Origin of the sequence: Bauldia sp. (assembly GCF_020442045.1) — a bacterium.
Lineage (GTDB): Bacteria > Pseudomonadota > Alphaproteobacteria > Rhizobiales > Kaistiaceae > Bauldia.
In genome coordinates this window covers 1-16,983 of the sequence record NZ_JAGRLA010000191.1, presented here as the reverse complement: position 1 = coordinate 16,983, position 16,983 = coordinate 1, and the positions used below count along the sequence as shown (strand labels likewise).

Here is a 16,983-nt window from a genome sequence, read left to right as displayed (position 1 = left end):
GCCTTCCCGGGGGGCGATCGAGCGCCTCCCGGGAAAATTTCTCCCCGCGACAATGTGCGCATTCCGCACACCCACTCTGGACAAATTCTGATCCCGCTGGCTAAACAAACCCGGCCGGGAGGGAATCTGCTAGATACCTTAGGCGGACTTGGGCCGGGGCTGGCTCGACAGGGGAAGATATCTTGGCGAATACGGACACTGCGGATACCGCGGAACCGACCCGTCGCGATTTTCTTTATATCGCGACCGGCGGTGTCGCCGCCGTTGGGGCGGCGCTTACGGTCTGGCCGTTCATCGACCAGATGAATCCGGATGCCGCCGCCCTGGCGCTGGCGCAGGTGGAGGTGGATGTCTCGGCTCTGGAGCCGGGGATGTCGCTGACCGTCAAATGGCGGGGCAAGCCCGTTTTCGTTCGTAATCGGACCGAGAAGGAAATCGACGAATCGAAGGCGGTTCCGGTTTCCAGCCTGCCGGATCCGGTTGCGCGGAACGCCAACCTGCCGGCGAGCGCCGAGGCCACCGACGCCAACCGGGCGGCCGACGGCCGCGAGGCCTGGCTGATCCAGATCGGCATCTGTACGCATCTTGGCTGCGTGCCGCTCGGTCAGCAGGGCGCCTATGGCGGCTGGTTCTGCCCGTGCCATGGCTCGGTCTATGATACCGCCGGCCGAATCCGGCAGGGGCCGGCGCCGCAAAATCTGCATATCCCGGTCTACTCGTTCATTTCTGAATCGAAGCTACGGATCGGCTAAGGGGCGGGGGCAATGGAAGGCCATTCGACATATCAACCGACCAACGGCGCCGCCAAGTGGCTCGAACGCCGGCTTCCGGTCATTGGACTCGTCCACTCGTCCTTCGTGGCCTATCCGACGCCGCGCAACCTGAACTACTGGTGGACCTTCGGCGCGATCCTGTCGTTCGTGCTGGTCGCCCAGATCATCACCGGCATCGTTCTTGCGATGCATTACGTTCCGGCCGGGTCGATGGCTTTCAACTCGGTCGAAGCCATCATGCGCGACGTCAACTTCGGATGGCTGCTGCGCTACCTTCACGCCAATGGCGCGTCGCTCTTCTTCTTTGCCGTCTACATCCACATGTTCCGCGGCATGTATTACGGCTCCTACAAGGAGCCTCGCGAGGTCCTGTGGATTCTCGGCGTCCTGATCCTGCTGCTGATGATCGCCGCGGCCTTCATGGGCTACGTGCTGCCGTGGGGACAGATGTCCTTCTGGGCGGCGACCGTGATCACCAACCTCTTCTCGGCGATCCCGCTGGTCGGGACGGCGATCACCGAATGGCTGTGGGGCGGCTTCTCGGTCGACAGCGCGACGCTTAACCGCTTCTACGCACTGCACTATCTCCTGCCGTTCATGATCGCCGGGGTGGTCGTTCTCCACGTCTGGGCCCTGCACGTGACGGGTCAGAACAACCCGCTCGGCATCGACATCAAGTCGAAGAAGGACACGGTTGCTTTCACGCCCTATGCGACCATCAAGGACATGTTCGCCACGGTCGTGTTCCTGATCCTCCTCGCCTGGATGGTCTTCTACCTGCCGAATTATGCCGGTCACCCCGACAACTACATCCCGGCCGATCCGCTGAAGACGCCGGCGCATATCGTGCCCGAATGGTACTTCCTGCCGTTCTACGCGATCCTGCGCGCCATACCCAACAAGCTGGCCGGCGTGATTGCGCTCTTCTCGGCGATCGCCGTGCTTTTCGTCCTGCCGTGGCTGGATACCTCGCGGGTCCGGTCGGCCAGGTTCCGTCCGATCTACAGGCAGTTCTTCTGGATATTCGTCATCGTCTGCATCGGCCTCGGCTATCTCGGGTCGCAGCCGGCGGAAGGCGGCTATGTCATCGCTTCGCGAATCCTGACCGCCTATTACTTCATTCACTTCCTCATCATCCTGCCGGTGATCGGCTTGATCGAGCGACCGAAACCTCTACCGAACAGTATTTCGGAATCGGTTCTGCAGGGGAGCGGTGGCGGCGCGACCGCGACGACAACCGGATCGGAGGGGTAGCACCGTGCGCAATCTGTCACCCACGCTGCCTGCCATCCGGTTCCTGCGTGCCGGCCTCGTAGCTGCCTTTGCCTTCGGCTTCGGCTCCGCCTTCAATCCGGCCTTCAGCCAGGACTCCGAGGCGGCTTCGGAGCCGACGCCGGCCGAAGTGGCGGCGGTCGACGAAGAGCAGGAAGTCCATGACGTCGCGCACTTCCCGATCGACAAGCCGGAACTGCTGAACTGGTCCTTTGCCGGAGTATTCGGGCGCTACGACCAGGCCCAGCTGCAGCGCGGTCTGCAGGTCTATCGCGAGATCTGTTCGAGCTGTCACAGCCTGCAATACGTCGCCTTCCGCACGCTCGCGGGGCACGGTGGACTGGGCTATTCCGAAGAGCAGGTGAAGGCGCTTGCCGCCGAATACCAGATCACTGCGGGACCGAATGATGACGGCGACATGTACGAGCGTCCCGGCATCCCGTCGGACCACTTCCCGTCGCCATTCCCGAACCCGCAGGCCGCCGCTGTTGCCAATGGAGGCGCGGTCCCTCCCGACCTTTCGCTGATGGCGAAAGCCCGGGCGGTCTCGCGCGGACCGGTCTGGACCATCATCGACTTCTTCACGCAGTACCAGGAGGCGGGGCCCAACTATATCCATGCGCTGCTGACCGGCTACGGCCAGGAGCCGCCGCCAGGCGTGGATGTGCCGGAAGGTACCCACTACAATCCCTATTTCATCGCCAGCGCGTCGCTTGCCATGCCGCCTCCGCTGTCCGACGGGGCGGTGACCTACAGCGATGGTTCACCCGAGACGGTCGATCAGTATGCCCGCGACGTGGCTGCCTTCCTGATGTGGACCGCGGAGCCCCATCTCGTGGAACGCAAGCGCCTTGGCTTTCAGGTCGGGATTTTCCTGATTGTCTTCGCCGGCCTCATGTATCTGACCAAGAAGCGCGTCTGGTCGAAGGAGCCCCACTGACCCGGTGGTCGGCAGCACTGGTCGGCGTCGTGAGCAGGGTGGGGCATTTCCAGCCTGCGGATTCTCTCGCCGTCGCGTAAGATAGCCCTGCGATCAAGGACGGGGAGCATGGCGTCTTTCGCCATGCACCCTCATCTCAATCTGGCGATCGGGGAGGGCGCAGCGTCGTGAGCCGGGAAGCAAGCCGCTTCGTCGTGCTGGTTCTGGCCTTCGTGCTCGCCTTCATCGTCGGCTGGCTGCTGGTGATCGGCCAGGGCATATTGCTGCCGATCTTCGCCGCCGTCATATCCGTCTATGTGCTCTCGGCCGCCGCCGACGCAATGGGGCGCCTGCCGTTCCTTGGCCGTCTGCCGTTCTTTCTTCGCCGTCTTCTCGTCCTCGTCGGCTTCACCCTGAGCTTCGTTGCGCTGGGGCTGGTGGTCGCCGTCACCGTCAACCAGCTGATCGGCCTGATACCGACCTACAAGCAGAATCTCGAGACGATCATCGCCCAGCTCGCCGACCTGGTCGGTTTTGACAAGCACCCGAGTTGGGAGGAAATCCGCGGCGCGACGATCGGGCGGATCGACTTCGGGACCGTGCTCACCAGCATTCTCGGATCGGTGACGAATTTCGGAACCACCATCTTCCTGGTCGTCGTCTATGCGATCTTCCTGGTGGCGGAGCGCGGCACGTTTGCCGGCAAGTTGATGGCCGCCTTCCCGCAGGGCGACAGCGCGGAGCGCACCGGCCAGCTTATCACCGACATCAACCGCCGGATCGGCGAATACCTGGCCGTGAAGACGCTGATCAACGTCATCCTCGGCGTTGCCTCATATGTCGTGATGCTCGTGATGGGACTGGACTTTGCCCTGTTCTGGGCGGTGCTGATCGGCCTGTTCAACTACATCCCCTATGTCGGGTCGCTGATCGCCGTTTTCCTGCCGGTCGGTCTGTCGCTCGCCCAGTTCGGATCGATCTCGACGACCCTGGTTCTCGCCGGTCTCCTGATCGTGCCACAGGTCTATGTCGGAAATTTCCTTGAACCGAGGATGCTGTCGAAGCAGCTCAATCTCAGTCCTTTCGTCGTTCTCGTCGCTTTGGCGGTCTGGTCGGCGCTCTGGGGCCTTCCCGGGGCGATCCTGGCGATCCCGATGACCTCGATGCTCGCCATCATCTTCGGTGCGTTTCCCGCGACGCGATTCATCGCGGTGCTCTTGTCCGAACGGGTCAACGAACCCGAGTGAGCCGTCAACGCGATGCCGCGGCCGGATGGTTTCCGGTGCCGGTCTTTGCTACAGAACAAGCCCACGAAGCCGGTGCCGGCCTCTGATCCGGCGAACAGGTGAAGGACCTGATGGCTGCCGAAACCGTCGACCTGAAGTCGCTCATCAGGACGATCTCCGATTATCCCAAGGCCGGAATCCAGTTCCGCGACATCACCACGCTGCTCGCCGACCCGGTCGGCTTGCGGGCGGCCGTCGACGGGCTCGTATGGCCCTTCCTTACCGCCGGTATCGACTACGTCGCCGGCATAGAGGCGCGCGGCTTCATCCTGGGCGGCGCTGTCGCGCATGAGCTCGGTCGCGGCTTCGTTCCGATCCGCAAGAAGGGCAAGCTGCCGTCGCGGACGATCGGGCAGGATTACAGCCTCGAATACGGAATCGATACCATCGAGATTCATGCCGATGCGATCCATGCCGGAGCCCGCGTCCTTCTTGTCGACGATTTGATCGCCACCGGCGGCACGGCGGAAGCGGCGACCGAATTGATCCGCCGATCGGGCGGCGAGATCGTCTCGGCCGCCTTCGTCATCGATCTTCCCGAGCTCGGCGGCGCCGCGCGCCTTGCCGCCAGGGACGTCGTCGTCCACACCCTCATAAGCTTCGAAGGACACTGACCAGCATGCCGGATCTCCATCTCTACATCGGCTACCGCACCGTTTCCTCCTGGTCGATGCGCGCCTGGCTGCCTCTGGCCAAGTCCGGGCAGCCGTTCGAGGAGACGCTGATCCGGTATCGTCTGCTTGAACAGAAGCAGCTCCTGAGGGAGTTCTCGCCGACCGGCAAGGTGCCGCTCCTCGTTCATCGCCGGGACGGCGACGAGATCAAGGTCTGGGATTCGCTGGCGATCGGCGAGTATCTCGCCGACACGTTCCCGGAAGCGCGTCTGTGGCCGGCCGATCCCGTCGCACGCGCTTTCGCCCGATCGATCTCGGCGGAAATGCATAGTGGCTTCAAGGCATTGCGGGACCACCTCGCGATGGCCTTGTTGGAACGCATGCCAAAGACCATCGAGGATCATCAGGCGCTCGCCGAGATTGCCCGGGTGACGGAGATCTGGCGACAGGCACGCGACAGGTGGGGTCGGAAGGACGGGGGACCCTGGCTGTTCGGTCATTACACCGTTGCCGATGGCATGTATGCGCCGATCGTCACGCGCTTCCGGACCTACGGCATTGCCGTCGATCCGATCTGCGAGGCCTATATGGAGACGGTGTGCGCGGACGCCGATTTCATGGCGTGGGAGGCACAGGCGGAGATCGATCCGCCGCAGGAACCATTGATAGATTGATCGATTTGGGAGGGACGGCATGCGGACAGGCTTGGCAATTCTCGTATCGGCCACCTTGTTGAGTCCGGCCTTGGCCGACAATGACCCGAACCGCGACGTTGCCTGCGTCAGCCGGCAGATCGGCGTCAGTGACGAGGAATTCCGTACATGCTTCCTGCCGGTGATGCCGGATGCGGATCATCGCCCCGACGGAGAGACGCAGCGGGCGAACAAGGCAAAGCTCCTGCCGTGCCTCCAGAAGGCGAATCCGGACCTTACAAATGACGCGCTGGATGCGGCGATGGACGCTTGCCGGCCCGAGGGCCCCAACTGACCGCTTCAGGCCGATCGCGCGGCGATGCCGCGTGCCACGAAGACGTGGCCGGTGAAGCTGAACACGGCCTCGCCTTTCTGGTTGGTGCCGCTGGTCTCGATCGAGACGAGCCCCCATTCGGGCCGCGACCGCGACTCGCGCTTGCCGACGATCTTGCCGGTAAAGCGGATGGTGTCGTCGGGGAAGACCGGGCGGATCCATTTCAGGTCGTCGAAGCCGGGTGACGGGCCGAGCGGTGCGGATGGCCGCCCCTCGATCCTCGCCCGTTCGATCTCCCGGTGGAAGTAGCGCGAGAGCAGTCCGATCATCACCGACGCGGTGTGCCATCCGCTGGCGCAGAGACCACCGAGCATGCTCGCGGTGGCGGCGTCCTCGTCGGTATGGAAATACTGGGGATCGTAGAGCGTGGCGAAACGCTTGATCTCGTCCCGGGCAAAGGTGTGTGCTCCGAAGTCGTGGGCGCTGCCGACGATGATGTCCTCGTAGATCATGCCGCCGCTCGCCGTTCGAACATCACCGGGTTCTCCATCCACATGACCACCTCACCCGACTGGTTGGTCACTTCGTGACGAAACCTGATGATTCCGATGGTGGGACGGCTTTTCGATTCACGGAGCTCGATGACGGTCGATGTCCCGCTGAGCAGATCGCCCGGTCGTACCGGCCGCCGCCACTTCAGCGTCTCGATCCCCGGAGAGCCCATGCAGCTCGTCTCGAGAAGGTAGCCGTCACAGAGCATCCTCATGAACATCGCGCATGTATGCCATCCCGACGCCGAAAGGCCGGCGGTCAGGTCAGTCGGCGTCGTCCGCTCGTCGAGATGGAAAGGCTGGGGATCGAACTCCGCCGCGAATGCGATGATGTCGGCGCGTTCGACGCGGCGCTGGGCGAGATCCAGGATCTCGCCTATCTCGAAATCCTCGAAGAACCGCTTTGCCATGCCGACCTGTCCCCCTCCGATCCCTGATCGATAGCTGTCCGGCCACCGCCGATCAACAGACCTGACGCCGGATTTCCGGCTGGCCGGCCCGGTGCGATATGGCGCGTATCGGGTTTTCAAGACAGCCAATGCGGGTTATAGCCTGACAATACTCCCTCTCGCTTCCGAGATTCCCCCTGTGAACATGTTCGCTTTCGCGCGCCACCACGTGCGACCGCTTGCCTTTGGTGCCCTGCACTCATTTTATTCCGCTCCGGGTCAGACATTCTGCATCGGCCTGTTCGTGACGTCCTTCAACGCCGATTTCGGTCTCGATCCGGCAACGGTCGGCGCGCTCTATCTGGGCGCTACGCTCGCTTCCGCGGCGACACTGCTCCTGGTCGGACACTGGATCGACCACATCCGCCTCGTTCACTTCAGCGCGGCGGTCGTTGTCGGTCTCGGCATTGCCTGCATCGTCACCGCCATGGCGACCGGCCCGGCAACGCTCTTTGTCGGCCTCTGCCTGCTGCGGCTGACCGGGCAGGGGCTGATGGTCCATGTCGAGGCGACCGCGACGGCGCGCGCCTTCGACCGGGAGCGCGGCCGCGCGCTCGGCATCACCGCGCTCGGCATTCCCGTGTCGGAGGTGGTGTTCCCGCCCCTGGCCGTTGCCGGGATCGCGGCGATCGGCTGGCGGCCGACCTATGCGCTTATCGGGGCCATCGCCCTGTTTGTGTTGCTGCCCTTCACCCAGTGGCTGCTCTACGGCATCACGCGCTCGCCCCGGCGGGAAGGGGGAGCCAATGGCGCCTTTCGGAGCCTGCTCAGCGGTCTGCGGGTGATGCTGAGCTCCCGCTATGTCTGGGCGGCGCTGCCGGCGATGGCGATCTTTCCCTTCTATGCCACCGCGATCATGTTCCACATCACGACCATCGCCAGTATCCGGGGATGGCCGGTCAGCTTCGTCGCGACGAGCTTTCCGGCCCTGGCGATCGCCAATGTCTGCGGACTGATCCTCTCCGGCCAGATCATCGACCGGATTTCGGCCCGCAAGCTCTTCCTGTTCCAGATGCTGCCGATGCTGTGCGGTGTCGTGGTTCTCGGCAGCGTCACCGCGCCCTGGGCTCTGCCGCTGACCATGGCGCTGATCGGGTTCAGCGGAGGCCTCTCCAAGACCACCCTCACAGCGGTATGGGCGGAGGTGTTCGGAACCGAGACCCTTGGGACCATTCGCAGCGCCGTCGCCATGTATATGGTCCTGATGTCGGCGCTGGCGCCTCTCGTGCTCGGCGCGGCGCTGGCGGCGGGATGGAGCATCGGCACGGTGATGATGTGGTTTGCCATTGTCGGCTTCCTATGCATCACGCCGCCGCTATTCGCCGAGCGTTACGCCTTCCGCTGAACAATCTGCCGGCCGCGTCGAATCCGTCGGCTTTTGAATCGACAGCGATAATCATGCACGATGGTTCGTGCGGAGCGGGGAGGACGCAATCGTCGTTGGAAGCGAGGACGACGGACGGTGGCGGGAGTCATTCCGATCAGTGCCGGACTATTGGCGGTTGCCAGCACGTTCGGCGCCGCATTCGGAGCGGCTCCGACGCTTGCGCCCTATAAGGACGACTTGTTCGCCAATCAGGTGATCGAGACGGACCATGGCGGCGACTACCGCTTCATCCAGTACGACAGGGAGCGGGATCTCTACGGGCGCGACGAGGTCGTCGAGAAGAAGGCGAAGCCGGAATATGTATCGCTCGATCCCTCGAAGACGCAGGTGGATCGTGTCCTGGAGAGGGGCGGGCGGACGGTCCGCTACGAGGGAGCCGGCAAGGTGTCGGGTGGCGCGGCATTTGTCGTCATCTTCCTCCATGGCGATCGCGGAAACCGGCATCAGGCGATGGACGACTGGTCCTTCGGCGGCAATTTCAATCGCTTGAAGAACCTCGTCGTGCGCAATGGCGGCGCGTATCTGTCGACGGATTTCACCAACTTCGGGAGGAGGGGAGCCGACGACGTGCTTGTCCTGATGCAGGCCGTCGCCGAAGTCTCGCCGGGGGCGCCGATCATCCTCGCTTGTTCGTCGAGGGGTGGCGAGGTCTGCTTCCGCCTGCTGGAGGACCGCGAAGGGGCGGCCCTTGTCGGCGGGATGCTCCTGCTCAACGCCGGCAACGAGGAGAGCTTCTTCGAACTGCCGGTCTACACCGACCCGGCCCGCCATATCCCGATATTCATCGGGCATGGAAGCAGCGACTCGCTGATCCCCTGGATGACCCAGCAGCTCTTCTTCGAGCAGGTGAAGCAGGGCATGCCGTCCTATCCGATCCGCTTCGACCTCTTCGTCGAGGGACGGCATGGCACGCCGCTCCGGCTGACCGACTGGCGACGGGTCTTGAACTGGATGATACCGCTGGCGGGCGAAGCAGGCGCCACGGCGTCCACCGTGCCCGCGGCGGCCGACGTGCCCAGCCCCGTAGCATCGCCCCGACGCTGACGAAGGCCGGTCTGCCCTCGGCCGTGGTGCCGGTCGCGGACCCGGCGGATCGTCCCGCCGCGCAGGCTCCGCGAGCCGCCTATACGTTGAATTTGAACAGCATCACGTCGCCGTCGACGACGACATAATCCTTGCCCTCGTCACGGGCCTTTCCGGCTTCCTTGGCCGCCTGTTCACCGCCGAGGCTGACGAAGTCGTCATAGGCGATGGTCTGGGCGCGAATGAAGCCGTGCTCGAAATCGGTATGGATGGTGCCGGCCGCCTGTGGCGCGCGTGCTCCTTCCTCCACGGTCCAGGCGCGCGCCTCCTTCGGCCCGACCGTGAAGAAGGTGATCAGGCCGAGGAGCGCATAGCCGGCGCGGATGAGACGATCGAGCCCGGGCTCCTCCAGCCCCAGTGAATCAAGGAAGTCCCGCTGTTCGTCGTCGGGCAACTGGGCGATTTCCGCCTCGATCCCGGCCGAGATCACCACGCAACCGGCCCCTTCCTCCGCGGCCATGGCCTCGACCCGACGGGAATGCTCGTTGCCGCTGGCAGCCGAGGCTTCATCGACATTGGCGACGTAGAGAACCGGCTTGGCGGTCAGGAGGTTCAATGCCCGGAAGGCGTCTTCCTCGCCTTGGGGAATCTCCGCGAGGCGGGCCGGCTTGCCCGTGTTCAGCTTGTCGAGCGCGGCATCCATCAGCGCGACCTCGGCCCTGGCGTTCTTGTCGCCGGTGGCAGCGCGCTTGCGGAGCGGCGTCACCCGTCGTTCGAGGCTGGCGAGGTCCGAGAGCATCAGCTCGGTATTGACCGTATCGGCATCGGCAACCGGGTCGATCTTGCCCTCGACATGGGTGACGTCGCCATCGTCGAAGCACCTGAGCACATGGACGATGGCGTCGACCTCGCGGATGTTGGCGAGAAACTGGTTGCCGAGGCCCTCGCCCTTGGAGGCGCCGCGCACCAGCCCGGCGATGTCGACGAAGCTGATCCGGGTCGGTACGATCTGGGCGGACTTGCCGATCTCGGCGATCGTGTCGAGCCGGGGGTCGGGCACCGCGACCTCACCGGTATTCGGCTCGATGGTGCAGAAGGGATAGTTCGCCGCCTGCGCCGCCGCGGTTCGCGTCAGGGCATTGAAAAGCGTCGATTTGCCGACATTCGGCAAACCGACGATGCCGCATCTGAAGCCCATCCAGTCACCTTGTTGATTGATTGAAGGAATGCGGCGGCCGGCCGCGGTTGCTTCTCACCGCACTGCGGCTGTTCCGTCAAGCCCCCCGGCTGCCTGGCGTTCCTTTATTCCGAGCGGCCGAAGAGTTTCTTGAGGCCGCGGGCGAGCGGCCCTTGGTCGGGCGTGTCGTTCGGGGAAGTCGTGGCGGCCCCCGTCTTTGGCGCCGAGACCGCTGCCGCTTCCGGCCCGGTCGGCTTTTTCGCCGGCTTGCCGTCGCCAAGCTGCTCGTGGATCCGGTTGGCGAATGTCTGGTCCTTGCCCTCGGCTAGGAGCGGCGCATTGTCCGCGATCGCGTCGATCAGCGGCTCTAGCCAGGCCTGCTCGACCTTGGCGAAGTCGTGCAGCACATAGTGGGGGACGGCCTCCTTGACGCCGGGATGGCCGACGCCGATCCGCAACCGGCGGAAGTCGTTGCTGATCGAACGGGCGATCGAGCGGAGGCCGTTATGTCCCGCCGCGCCGCCGCCGGCCTTCATCCGGATCTTGCCCGGCGCGAGATCCACCTCGTCGTGGATCACCAGAACGTCATCGGGCCCCAGCTTGTAGAAGCGCATGGCTTCGCTCACCGAGCGGCCCGACTCGTTCATGTATGTCTGGGGCTTGAGCAGAAGGCATTTCTCGCCGTCCAGCACCGCCTCGGAGATCTCGGCCTGGAACTTCCGCCGCCACGGCGTGAAACCGTGACGGCGATGGATCGCATCGGCTGCCATGAAGCCGACATTGTGCCGATTGGCCGAATACTGGGAACCAGGATTGCCGAGGCCCACGAGGAGCAGCATGGCGGCCCCTCCCGGGGTATGAGAGCCGGACTACTCCTTGCTCTCGCCCTCCGCCTCTTCGGCTTCGCTTTCTTCGGCTTCGCCGCTTGCGGCGGCCTCGGCCGCCTGACGGATCTCTTCCTTGATGCCGGCCGGTGCGGCAATCGTCGCGATGGTGAAGTCGCGGTCGATCGTCACCTTCACGCCTGCGGGCAGGTCAATCGAAGAGATATGCAGCGAGTCGTTGATGTCGAGGCCGGTGAGATCGGCGGTGATGTGGCTCGGAATCTCCTCGGCGGGGCACTCGAGTTCGACCCGGTGACGCACGACGTTGAGCACGCCGCCGCGGCGGATGCCAGGCGAAGCGCTGTCGTTCTCGAAATGCACCGGAATCTCGACGGTGACGGTCGAGCCTGCGGTGAGGCGGGCAAAATCGACGTGGATAGGCTGGTCGGTGACCGGGTCGAGCTGGTAGTCCTTCGGCAGCGTCCGGATCGTCTTGCCGTCGACCTCGATCTCGGCGACTGTCGTCATGAAGCCGCCGCCGTGGATCTTGAAGTAGACATCGCGGCCCGAAAGGGAAATCGCGATCGGGGGTTCCTTGCCGCCGTAGATGACGGCCGGTATCAAGCCTTGACGACGTACGGCGCGAGCGGCCCCCTTGCCCACTTTTTCGCGTACGGTCGCCGTGAGCTGGTAGTTAGCGCCCATCAGACAACTCCTTCATGTTGGGAAACCCGCCATTTGGCGGGCCTTTTCAGCCGCGGTGCCTCCAGGGGTGTCGGCGCGGCCGGCAGCGGTATAGGAGACCCGGCGGAAAAACGCAACGGCGCGGTCAGCGTGTGGCCGGCCGGAGTTTGGGGCGAATCGCCCGCCCCGGCCGTTGCTCCGGGATTAGTCGAAGAGGCTCGACACCGATTTTTCGCTGGCCGTGCGGGCGATCGCCTCGCCGATCAGGTTGGCGATGCTGCAGACCCGGATGCGCGAAGCCGCCTCGATGGCCGCGGTGGCCTGGATCGAGTCGGTGATCACCAGTTCCTTGAGCTTCGAGGCCATGATCCGGGCCACCGCGCCACCGGACAGCACGCCGTGTGTGCAATAGGCGAGGACCGACTTCGCTCCCATCTCCATCAGCACGTCGGCCGCGTTGCACAACGTCCCGCCGGAATCGATGATGTCGTCGAAAAGAATGCAGTCGCGGCCGGCGACATCGCCGATGACATTCATCACCTCTGCTTCGCCCGGCCGCTCCCGCCGCTTGTCGACGATCGCCAGGGGCGCGTCGAGGCGTTTGGCAAGGGCGCGGGCGCGGACGACGCCGCCGACGTCCGGAGAGACAACCATCATCTGGCTGATGTCGTGGTGTTCCTTGACGTCGCGGGTCATCACCGGCACGGAGAAGAGGTTGTCGGTCGGGATGTCGAAGAAGCCCTGGATCTGGCCGGCGTGGAGATCGAGCGTCAGAACGCGGTCGGCGCCGGCGCGGGTGATCAGGTTGGCGACGAGCTTGGCCGATATCGGGGTTCGCGGACCGGGTTTGCGGTCCTGCCGGGCGTAGCCGAAATAGGGAAGCACCGCCGTGATGCGCTTCGCCGAGGAGCGGCGCAGCGCATCGATGATGATGAGCAGCTCCATCAGGTGGTCGTTGGCGGGATAGCTCGTCGACTGGATGACGAAGACATCTTCGCCACGGACGTTTTCCATGACCTCGACGAAGATTTCCTGGTCGGCGAAGCGGCGGACCATGCATTTGGCCAGCGGCGTTTCGAGGTAGGCGGAAATCGCCTCGGCGAGGGCACGATTGGAATTGCCGGCGACAAGCTTCATATGCTTCTGGCCCGTGCGAGGAATGACCGGCTTCGCGAAAGGCACCGGCGGGCGGCGCTATGTAACAAGGCGGTTGCGGCTGTGCAAACGCGATCCGCTCTTCCGCGCATGATTCGGCTAACTATCCACCCATTTCAGCAGGTCGGAGATCGTCTGTCTCGCGGCCAGGTTCACCGTCTGATTGCCGATTCCCGTCCATGGATCACCCGTCGGCCGTCCGCCCGCCTGCTGCCCGGTGATTCGATGCAGCCGCGCTCCGTTCCGGTCGACGACGTCCCAGACATAGACAAGCCGTGTCGACTGGCCGTCGGCGACCGCGGAAATGAAGCCGCGGACTTCGTAGACGCGGGAAGGGTCGCTGTTCGGGACGACGCGGAGCCGCTGCGCGGCGGCTTCCCGATTGAGGGCCGCGGACAATGCCTGGAGGATCGGGGTCGGCACACCGGTAACCGGCGCGAAGGCGAAGACCGCGGCGGACCCGGTCACGGGGGGCTTTACCGAGGGCAGATTGGCGCCGGGGTCAAGCTGGGTCGTGTTGCATCCGGCGAGAAGCGCGGTTGCGACAACCAGAAACGCTAGGAATCGGCGGTTCCAACGCAGCCGATACATGAAACACCCCCGATGCACACCCCCGGATTTCTCTATCTCCATTCTCGACGGTGGTCCAGAATCGCGGTGGACAAATGCCAGAGCCAACGACGCGACCCAGCAGCGCGGGGTCACTCGAGGGTGATCGCCGAAAGCAGCCGTCCGTAGTCGTTTTCGCCGCGGTGGGTGGCGCGGCGGTAGGAGAAGAACCTGTCCTCATCGGCGTAGGTGCAGAGCCCGAGATCGGCGGCGAGGACGCCGAGGGAGAGCAGCCGGGCGATGATGTAGCCGGGGAGGTCGAACATCGCATGACCGTCTCGGGTCGAGGGGCGGAAGAAGCGCGCATTGGCCGGGTCGGCCTTCTCGAAGGCGGCGATCAGGTCGGCGCCGACCTCATAATTCGCCTGGGAGATGGTCGGCCCGAGGACGGCGACGATGCGGTCGCGGTCGGCGCCGAGGCCTTCCATGGTCGCGACCGTCGCGTCGAGAATCCCTGCAAGCGCGCCCTTCCAGCCGGCATGGGCGGCGCCGATCACATGGGCTGCCGGGTCGGCGAAGAGCACCGGCCCGCAATCTGCGGTGCCGACGCCGATGGCGATCCCCGACCGGTTGGTGACGACGGCGTCGGCCTTCGGCCCCTGACCGATCTCCCAGACCTCGTCGACCACCATGGCGATGTTGCTATGTATTTGATAAGGCGTAGCTAATTGGCCGTGCCCGACGCCGAGCGAGCGGGCGGCGCGGGCGCGATTCTTGAAGACGAAGCCCTTGTCGTCCTTCGAGCCGACGCCGCAATTGAGGCTTTGATAAATGCTCGACGAGACCCCGCCCTCGCGGGTGAAGAAGCCGTAGCGTATCCCCGAAATCGCATCGAGCAGGCCATGGGTCAAAGGCCGCGGCTTGACCGCCTCGCCACTCCAGGAAACCCGCCCCGACCGTAACATCCACCCGATTCCTCACGTCTTTTGCGGATCATCCCCGTCGAAGGGGGCAAGCGCAAGGCCGCCTTGCGAAACGGCGAGAACCTTGAAGAGTTCCCCCATGCCTTGCGGGGATGAAAGCCGTGCGACTGCCCGTTCCAGCCCCTCGCGCGTCGCATCGTCCTTGCCGCGGACGAGGCTCGAGGCACGTTCGGGCAGCCCCAGGCGGCCGAGAAACGCGCCCTGCGACAGGAGCGGGCGGGGATGGGCGCCGGCGAGACGGGCGGCGTCCGCGAGTGTCCCGAAGTCGACATGGGCGGTGAGATCGGCCTCGCCGGGGAAGGCCAGCGGATCGTCATAGTTGTGGCGGCGGACGGCCTGGAGGGTATCGGCGGAGCCCTTGTCCCCGTAGCCATAGTCGATGACGAGGGCGGCCCCGCCCTCTACCGCGAGACGGCCGGCGAGACGCTCCATGATCGCGGTCGAGACGGGCGACGTCTCGGCGATCGTCCCGACCGGGTCGGCCGTACTGCGGCCGGGGGGCGGTGGCGCGGGCCGCAGGCCGAAGGCCAGCGCCCCGGCGTCGTCGAGGGCGACCATCCGCTCCGCCCAGCCTTCCGCTGTGCGGACGAACTGGCGGATCGGCAGTGCATCGAAGAATTCGTTGGCGACGGCGATCATCGGGCCCGGCGGAATGTCCTCGATCGCACCATGCCAGACCGGTGTGATGCCGGCCGCGGCGAGGGTCGCGGCCTGGATGTCGCGGAGCCGCGGGCTGGTCTCGACCAGATGGACACGGGCCGCGGCGGCGAAGGCCGGCCGCAGCCGGGCGGCGCGGAGCAGGTCGCCCATCAGCGTGCCGCGGCCAGGCCCGAGCTCGGCGAGGACGAAGGGCGCGGGCCGGCCCATCGCCTCCCAGGCGAGCAGCGACCAGATGCCGATCAGCTCGCCGAACATCTGGCTGACCTCGGGCGCGGTGATGAAGTCGCCGTCGCGGCCGAAGGGCTCGCGGCGCATGTAGTAGCCATGCTCGGGGTCGCCGAGGCAGGCGGCCATGTAGTCGGCGACGGTGATCGGACCGGCCGCCCGGATGCGCGCGGCGAGCTTTTCGGCGAGCGGCGTCACGCGACCGTCATGCCGACGGGGGATCGGCGGCGGGCCCCGCCGCCGGCTTCCGCCGCGACGCCCAGACCATGACCGCGATGCCGGCGAAGATCATCGGGATCGACAGCAGCATGCCCATGGTCAGGCCGCCCGCGAGATAGCCGATCTGGATGTCGGGCTCGCGGAAGAATTCGGCGAAGGTGCGTGCCACGCCATAGCCGAAGGCGAAGGCGCCGGAGACGAAGCCCGGCGTCCGGAGCTTGCCGTAGTGGTTGGTGAGGATGCGGAGGAAGATGAAGAGGGCGAGGCCTTCGAGCCCGGCTTCATAGAGCTGGCTCGGATGGCGGGGCTCCGGCCCGCCGGCCGGAAAGACCATCGCCCAGGGAACGTCGGCATAGCGGCCGAAGAGCTCGCCGTTGATGAAATTGGCGAGGCGGCCGAGGAAGAGTCCGAAGGTCACCGAGGGGGCAATGACGTCGATCAGCGACCAGGTCGGGATCCTGCGCCGCCAGGAGAAGAGGATCATCGCCAGCGTCGTGCCGAGGAAGCCGCCATGGAAGGACATGCCGCCCTGCCAGAGGGCGAAGATTTCCATCGGATGCTCCTGGAAGCGCGGCAGGTCGTAGAAAAGGACGTAGCCGATGCGGCCGCCGAGGATGATGCCGAGGGTGCACCAGACGACGAAGTCGTCGATGTCGGTCGGCTTCATCGGCGAACCGGCCGGCCCCCAGATGCTCTGGTTGCCGACCAGGCGCTTGGCATACCACCAGCCGAGGAAGATGCCGACGATGTAGGAGAGCGCGTACCAGCGCAGCGAAAACGGTCCGATCTCGATCAGGACGGGATCGATGGCGGGGAAGGGGATGGCGAAGAGGGGCATCTCGGGCCGCGCTGGCTTCCGGTGACGGCGCCGGCGGCCGTCGAATCAGGCCGGGCGCACGGGGGCGAAGCAGGCGGCCTTTATCCCGGATGTCGGGGGAGGGGGCAAGGGTGGGGGGCAAGCTGACGAGGCCACGACCGACTCGCGGGGGTGGCGGCGGTGGTGTGCTGGTGGCGAGGCGGGTGCGTGGTGCGTCCTTCGAGGCCGCCTTTGGCGGCACCTCAGGATGGCGAAGGGGGGAGGCTTTCAGGACGGCAATGCGGGAGGGCCGTCGGGCCGCAGGGCTGTAGGGCGGAATAGCGGAGCGTATTCCGCCTCCGGGCTGCATCGTCGCAGGATTTCCGCGTTGTTGATGCGATCGGCGGCGGGTTACGCCTATGGCTAACCCGCCCTACGCGCTTCGGGGAGGGCGGCGGCGCGTTCGCTGGT

Annotated in this window: 19 protein-coding genes; 9 read left to right on the top strand and 10 right to left on the bottom strand. The window is 65.2% G+C overall.

The annotated features are described in order from the left end of the window. The first annotated feature begins 182 nt into the window (after window positions 1-182). The 7 genes from petA to KDJ86_RS20360 all read left to right on the top strand — a co-directional run bounded on the left by petA (window position 183) and on the right by KDJ86_RS20360 (window position 5,851). Window positions 183-752 carry a ubiquinol-cytochrome c reductase iron-sulfur subunit gene (gene petA / locus KDJ86_RS20390; protein WP_291750240.1) on the top strand — a complete coding sequence of 190 codons (570 nt, stop codon included), beginning with the start codon at window positions 183-185 and terminating at the stop codon, window positions 750-752. A 12-nt stretch (window positions 753-764) separates the two neighbouring features. Continuing rightward, window positions 765-2,027: a cytochrome b gene (locus KDJ86_RS20385; RefSeq protein WP_291750239.1), complete on the top strand. Its 1,263-nt coding sequence runs from the start codon at window positions 765-767 to the stop codon at window positions 2,025-2,027. Window positions 2,028-2,175: 148 nt separating this feature from the next. Further along, window positions 2,176-2,985, top strand: a complete 810-nt coding sequence (locus tag KDJ86_RS20380; RefSeq protein WP_291750245.1) for a cytochrome c1 — start codon at window positions 2,176-2,178, stop codon at window positions 2,983-2,985. A 167-nt stretch (window positions 2,986-3,152) separates the two neighbouring features. After that, window positions 3,153-4,211 (top strand): AI-2E family transporter, encoded by a 1,059-nt coding sequence (locus KDJ86_RS20375; protein ID WP_291750236.1) that lies wholly within the window; start codon window positions 3,153-3,155, stop codon window positions 4,209-4,211. A 110-nt stretch (window positions 4,212-4,321) separates the two neighbouring features. Beyond that, window positions 4,322-4,864, top strand: coding sequence for an adenine phosphoribosyltransferase (locus KDJ86_RS20370; protein WP_291750233.1), 543 nt, complete (start codon window positions 4,322-4,324; stop codon window positions 4,862-4,864). A gap of 5 nt (window positions 4,865-4,869) precedes the next feature. Further along, window positions 4,870-5,538, top strand: a complete 669-nt coding sequence (locus tag KDJ86_RS20365; RefSeq protein ID WP_291750230.1) for a glutathione S-transferase family protein — start codon at window positions 4,870-4,872, stop codon at window positions 5,536-5,538. Between the two features lie 70 nt (window positions 5,539-5,608). Continuing rightward, on the top strand, window positions 5,609-5,851 hold the full coding sequence (locus KDJ86_RS20360) for a hypothetical protein (protein ID WP_291750227.1): 243 nt from the start codon (window positions 5,609-5,611) through the stop codon (window positions 5,849-5,851). Window positions 5,852-5,856: 5 nt separating this feature from the next. On the opposite strand, the gene KDJ86_RS20355 is transcribed toward KDJ86_RS20360, so the two are convergent. After that, window positions 5,857-6,342 (bottom strand): MaoC family dehydratase, encoded by a 486-nt coding sequence (locus KDJ86_RS20355; protein ID WP_291750224.1) that lies wholly within the window; start codon window positions 6,340-6,342, stop codon window positions 5,857-5,859. Beyond that, complete coding sequence (locus KDJ86_RS20350) at window positions 6,339-6,791, bottom strand: MaoC family dehydratase (protein ID WP_291750221.1); 453 nt, start codon at window positions 6,789-6,791, stop codon at window positions 6,339-6,341. Before KDJ86_RS20350 ends, KDJ86_RS20355 begins: the two co-directional genes overlap by 4 nt. A gap of 184 nt (window positions 6,792-6,975) precedes the next feature. Here KDJ86_RS20350 and KDJ86_RS20345 point away from each other — a divergent pair, with 184 nt between their 5' ends. Together KDJ86_RS20345 and KDJ86_RS20340 are read left to right on the top strand one after the other, a co-directional pair. Beyond that, window positions 6,976-8,175 carry an MFS transporter gene (locus tag KDJ86_RS20345; protein ID WP_291750242.1) on the top strand — a complete coding sequence of 400 codons (1,200 nt, stop codon included), beginning with the start codon at window positions 6,976-6,978 and terminating at the stop codon, window positions 8,173-8,175. A 117-nt stretch (window positions 8,176-8,292) separates the two neighbouring features. Continuing rightward, on the top strand, window positions 8,293-9,261 hold the full coding sequence (locus KDJ86_RS20340) for an alpha/beta hydrolase family protein (RefSeq protein WP_291750218.1): 969 nt from the start codon (window positions 8,293-8,295) through the stop codon (window positions 9,259-9,261). Between the two features lie 79 nt (window positions 9,262-9,340). Here the strand turns inward: KDJ86_RS20340 and ychF are convergent, their stop codons facing one another. The 8 genes from ychF to lgt all read right to left on the bottom strand — a co-directional run bounded on the left by ychF (window position 9,341) and on the right by lgt (window position 16,554). Beyond that, the gene (gene ychF, locus KDJ86_RS20335; RefSeq protein WP_291750215.1) at window positions 9,341-10,438 is read right to left on the bottom strand and encodes a redox-regulated ATPase YchF; all 1,098 of its coding nucleotides are present in this window, start codon (window positions 10,436-10,438) and stop codon (window positions 9,341-9,343) included. A gap of 104 nt (window positions 10,439-10,542) precedes the next feature. After that, on the bottom strand, window positions 10,543-11,256 hold the full coding sequence (gene pth, locus KDJ86_RS20330; RefSeq protein ID WP_291750214.1) for an aminoacyl-tRNA hydrolase: 714 nt from the start codon (window positions 11,254-11,256) through the stop codon (window positions 10,543-10,545). Window positions 11,257-11,286: 30 nt separating this feature from the next. Further along, complete coding sequence (locus KDJ86_RS20325; protein ID WP_291750211.1) at window positions 11,287-11,946, bottom strand: 50S ribosomal protein L25/general stress protein Ctc; 660 nt, start codon at window positions 11,944-11,946, stop codon at window positions 11,287-11,289. Between the two features lie 183 nt (window positions 11,947-12,129). Then, window positions 12,130-13,062 carry a ribose-phosphate pyrophosphokinase gene (locus KDJ86_RS20320; protein WP_291750207.1) on the bottom strand — a complete coding sequence of 311 codons (933 nt, stop codon included), beginning with the start codon at window positions 13,060-13,062 and terminating at the stop codon, window positions 12,130-12,132. A 117-nt stretch (window positions 13,063-13,179) separates the two neighbouring features. Next, on the bottom strand, window positions 13,180-13,548 hold the full coding sequence (locus KDJ86_RS20315) for a hypothetical protein (RefSeq protein WP_291750205.1): 369 nt from the start codon (window positions 13,546-13,548) through the stop codon (window positions 13,180-13,182). A gap of 233 nt (window positions 13,549-13,781) precedes the next feature. After that, window positions 13,782-14,594, bottom strand: coding sequence for a peptidoglycan editing factor PgeF (gene pgeF, locus KDJ86_RS20310; protein WP_291750202.1), 813 nt, complete (start codon window positions 14,592-14,594; stop codon window positions 13,782-13,784). A gap of 12 nt (window positions 14,595-14,606) precedes the next feature. Continuing rightward, window positions 14,607-15,695: a class I SAM-dependent methyltransferase gene (locus tag KDJ86_RS20305; RefSeq protein WP_291750200.1), complete on the bottom strand. Its 1,089-nt coding sequence runs from the start codon at window positions 15,693-15,695 to the stop codon at window positions 14,607-14,609. A 7-nt stretch (window positions 15,696-15,702) separates the two neighbouring features. Beyond that, window positions 15,703-16,554 (bottom strand): prolipoprotein diacylglyceryl transferase, encoded by an 852-nt coding sequence (gene lgt, locus KDJ86_RS20300; protein WP_291750198.1) that lies wholly within the window; start codon window positions 16,552-16,554, stop codon window positions 15,703-15,705. Between the last annotated feature and the right edge of the window lie 429 nt (window positions 16,555-16,983).

Coding starts and splice junctions, on each gene's coding strand:
- KDJ86_RS20385 (WP_291750239.1), top strand. CDS start 765: ATGGAAGGCCATTCGACATATCAACCGACCAACGGCGCCGCCAAGTGG.
- KDJ86_RS20370 (WP_291750233.1), top strand. CDS start 4,322: ATGGCTGCCGAAACCGTCGACCTGAAGTCGCTCATCAGGACGATCTCC.
- KDJ86_RS20365 (WP_291750230.1), top strand. CDS start 4,870: ATGCCGGATCTCCATCTCTACATCGGCTACCGCACCGTTTCCTCCTGG.
- KDJ86_RS20355 (WP_291750224.1), bottom strand. CDS start 6,342: ATGATCTACGAGGACATCATCGTCGGCAGCGCCCACGACTTCGGAGCA.
- KDJ86_RS20350 (WP_291750221.1), bottom strand. CDS start 6,791: ATGGCAAAGCGGTTCTTCGAGGATTTCGAGATAGGCGAGATCCTGGAT.
- KDJ86_RS20345 (WP_291750242.1), top strand. CDS start 6,976: ATGTTCGCTTTCGCGCGCCACCACGTGCGACCGCTTGCCTTTGGTGCC.
- ychF (WP_291750215.1), bottom strand. CDS start 10,438: ATGGGCTTCAGATGCGGCATCGTCGGTTTGCCGAATGTCGGCAAATCG.
- pth (WP_291750214.1), bottom strand. CDS start 11,256: ATGCTGCTCCTCGTGGGCCTCGGCAATCCTGGTTCCCAGTATTCGGCC.
- KDJ86_RS20325 (WP_291750211.1), bottom strand. CDS start 11,946: ATGGGCGCTAACTACCAGCTCACGGCGACCGTACGCGAAAAAGTGGGC.
- KDJ86_RS20320 (WP_291750207.1), bottom strand. CDS start 13,062: ATGAAGCTTGTCGCCGGCAATTCCAATCGTGCCCTCGCCGAGGCGATT.
- pgeF (WP_291750202.1), bottom strand. CDS start 14,594: ATGTTACGGTCGGGGCGGGTTTCCTGGAGTGGCGAGGCGGTCAAGCCG.
- lgt (WP_291750198.1), bottom strand. CDS start 16,554: ATGCCCCTCTTCGCCATCCCCTTCCCCGCCATCGATCCCGTCCTGATC.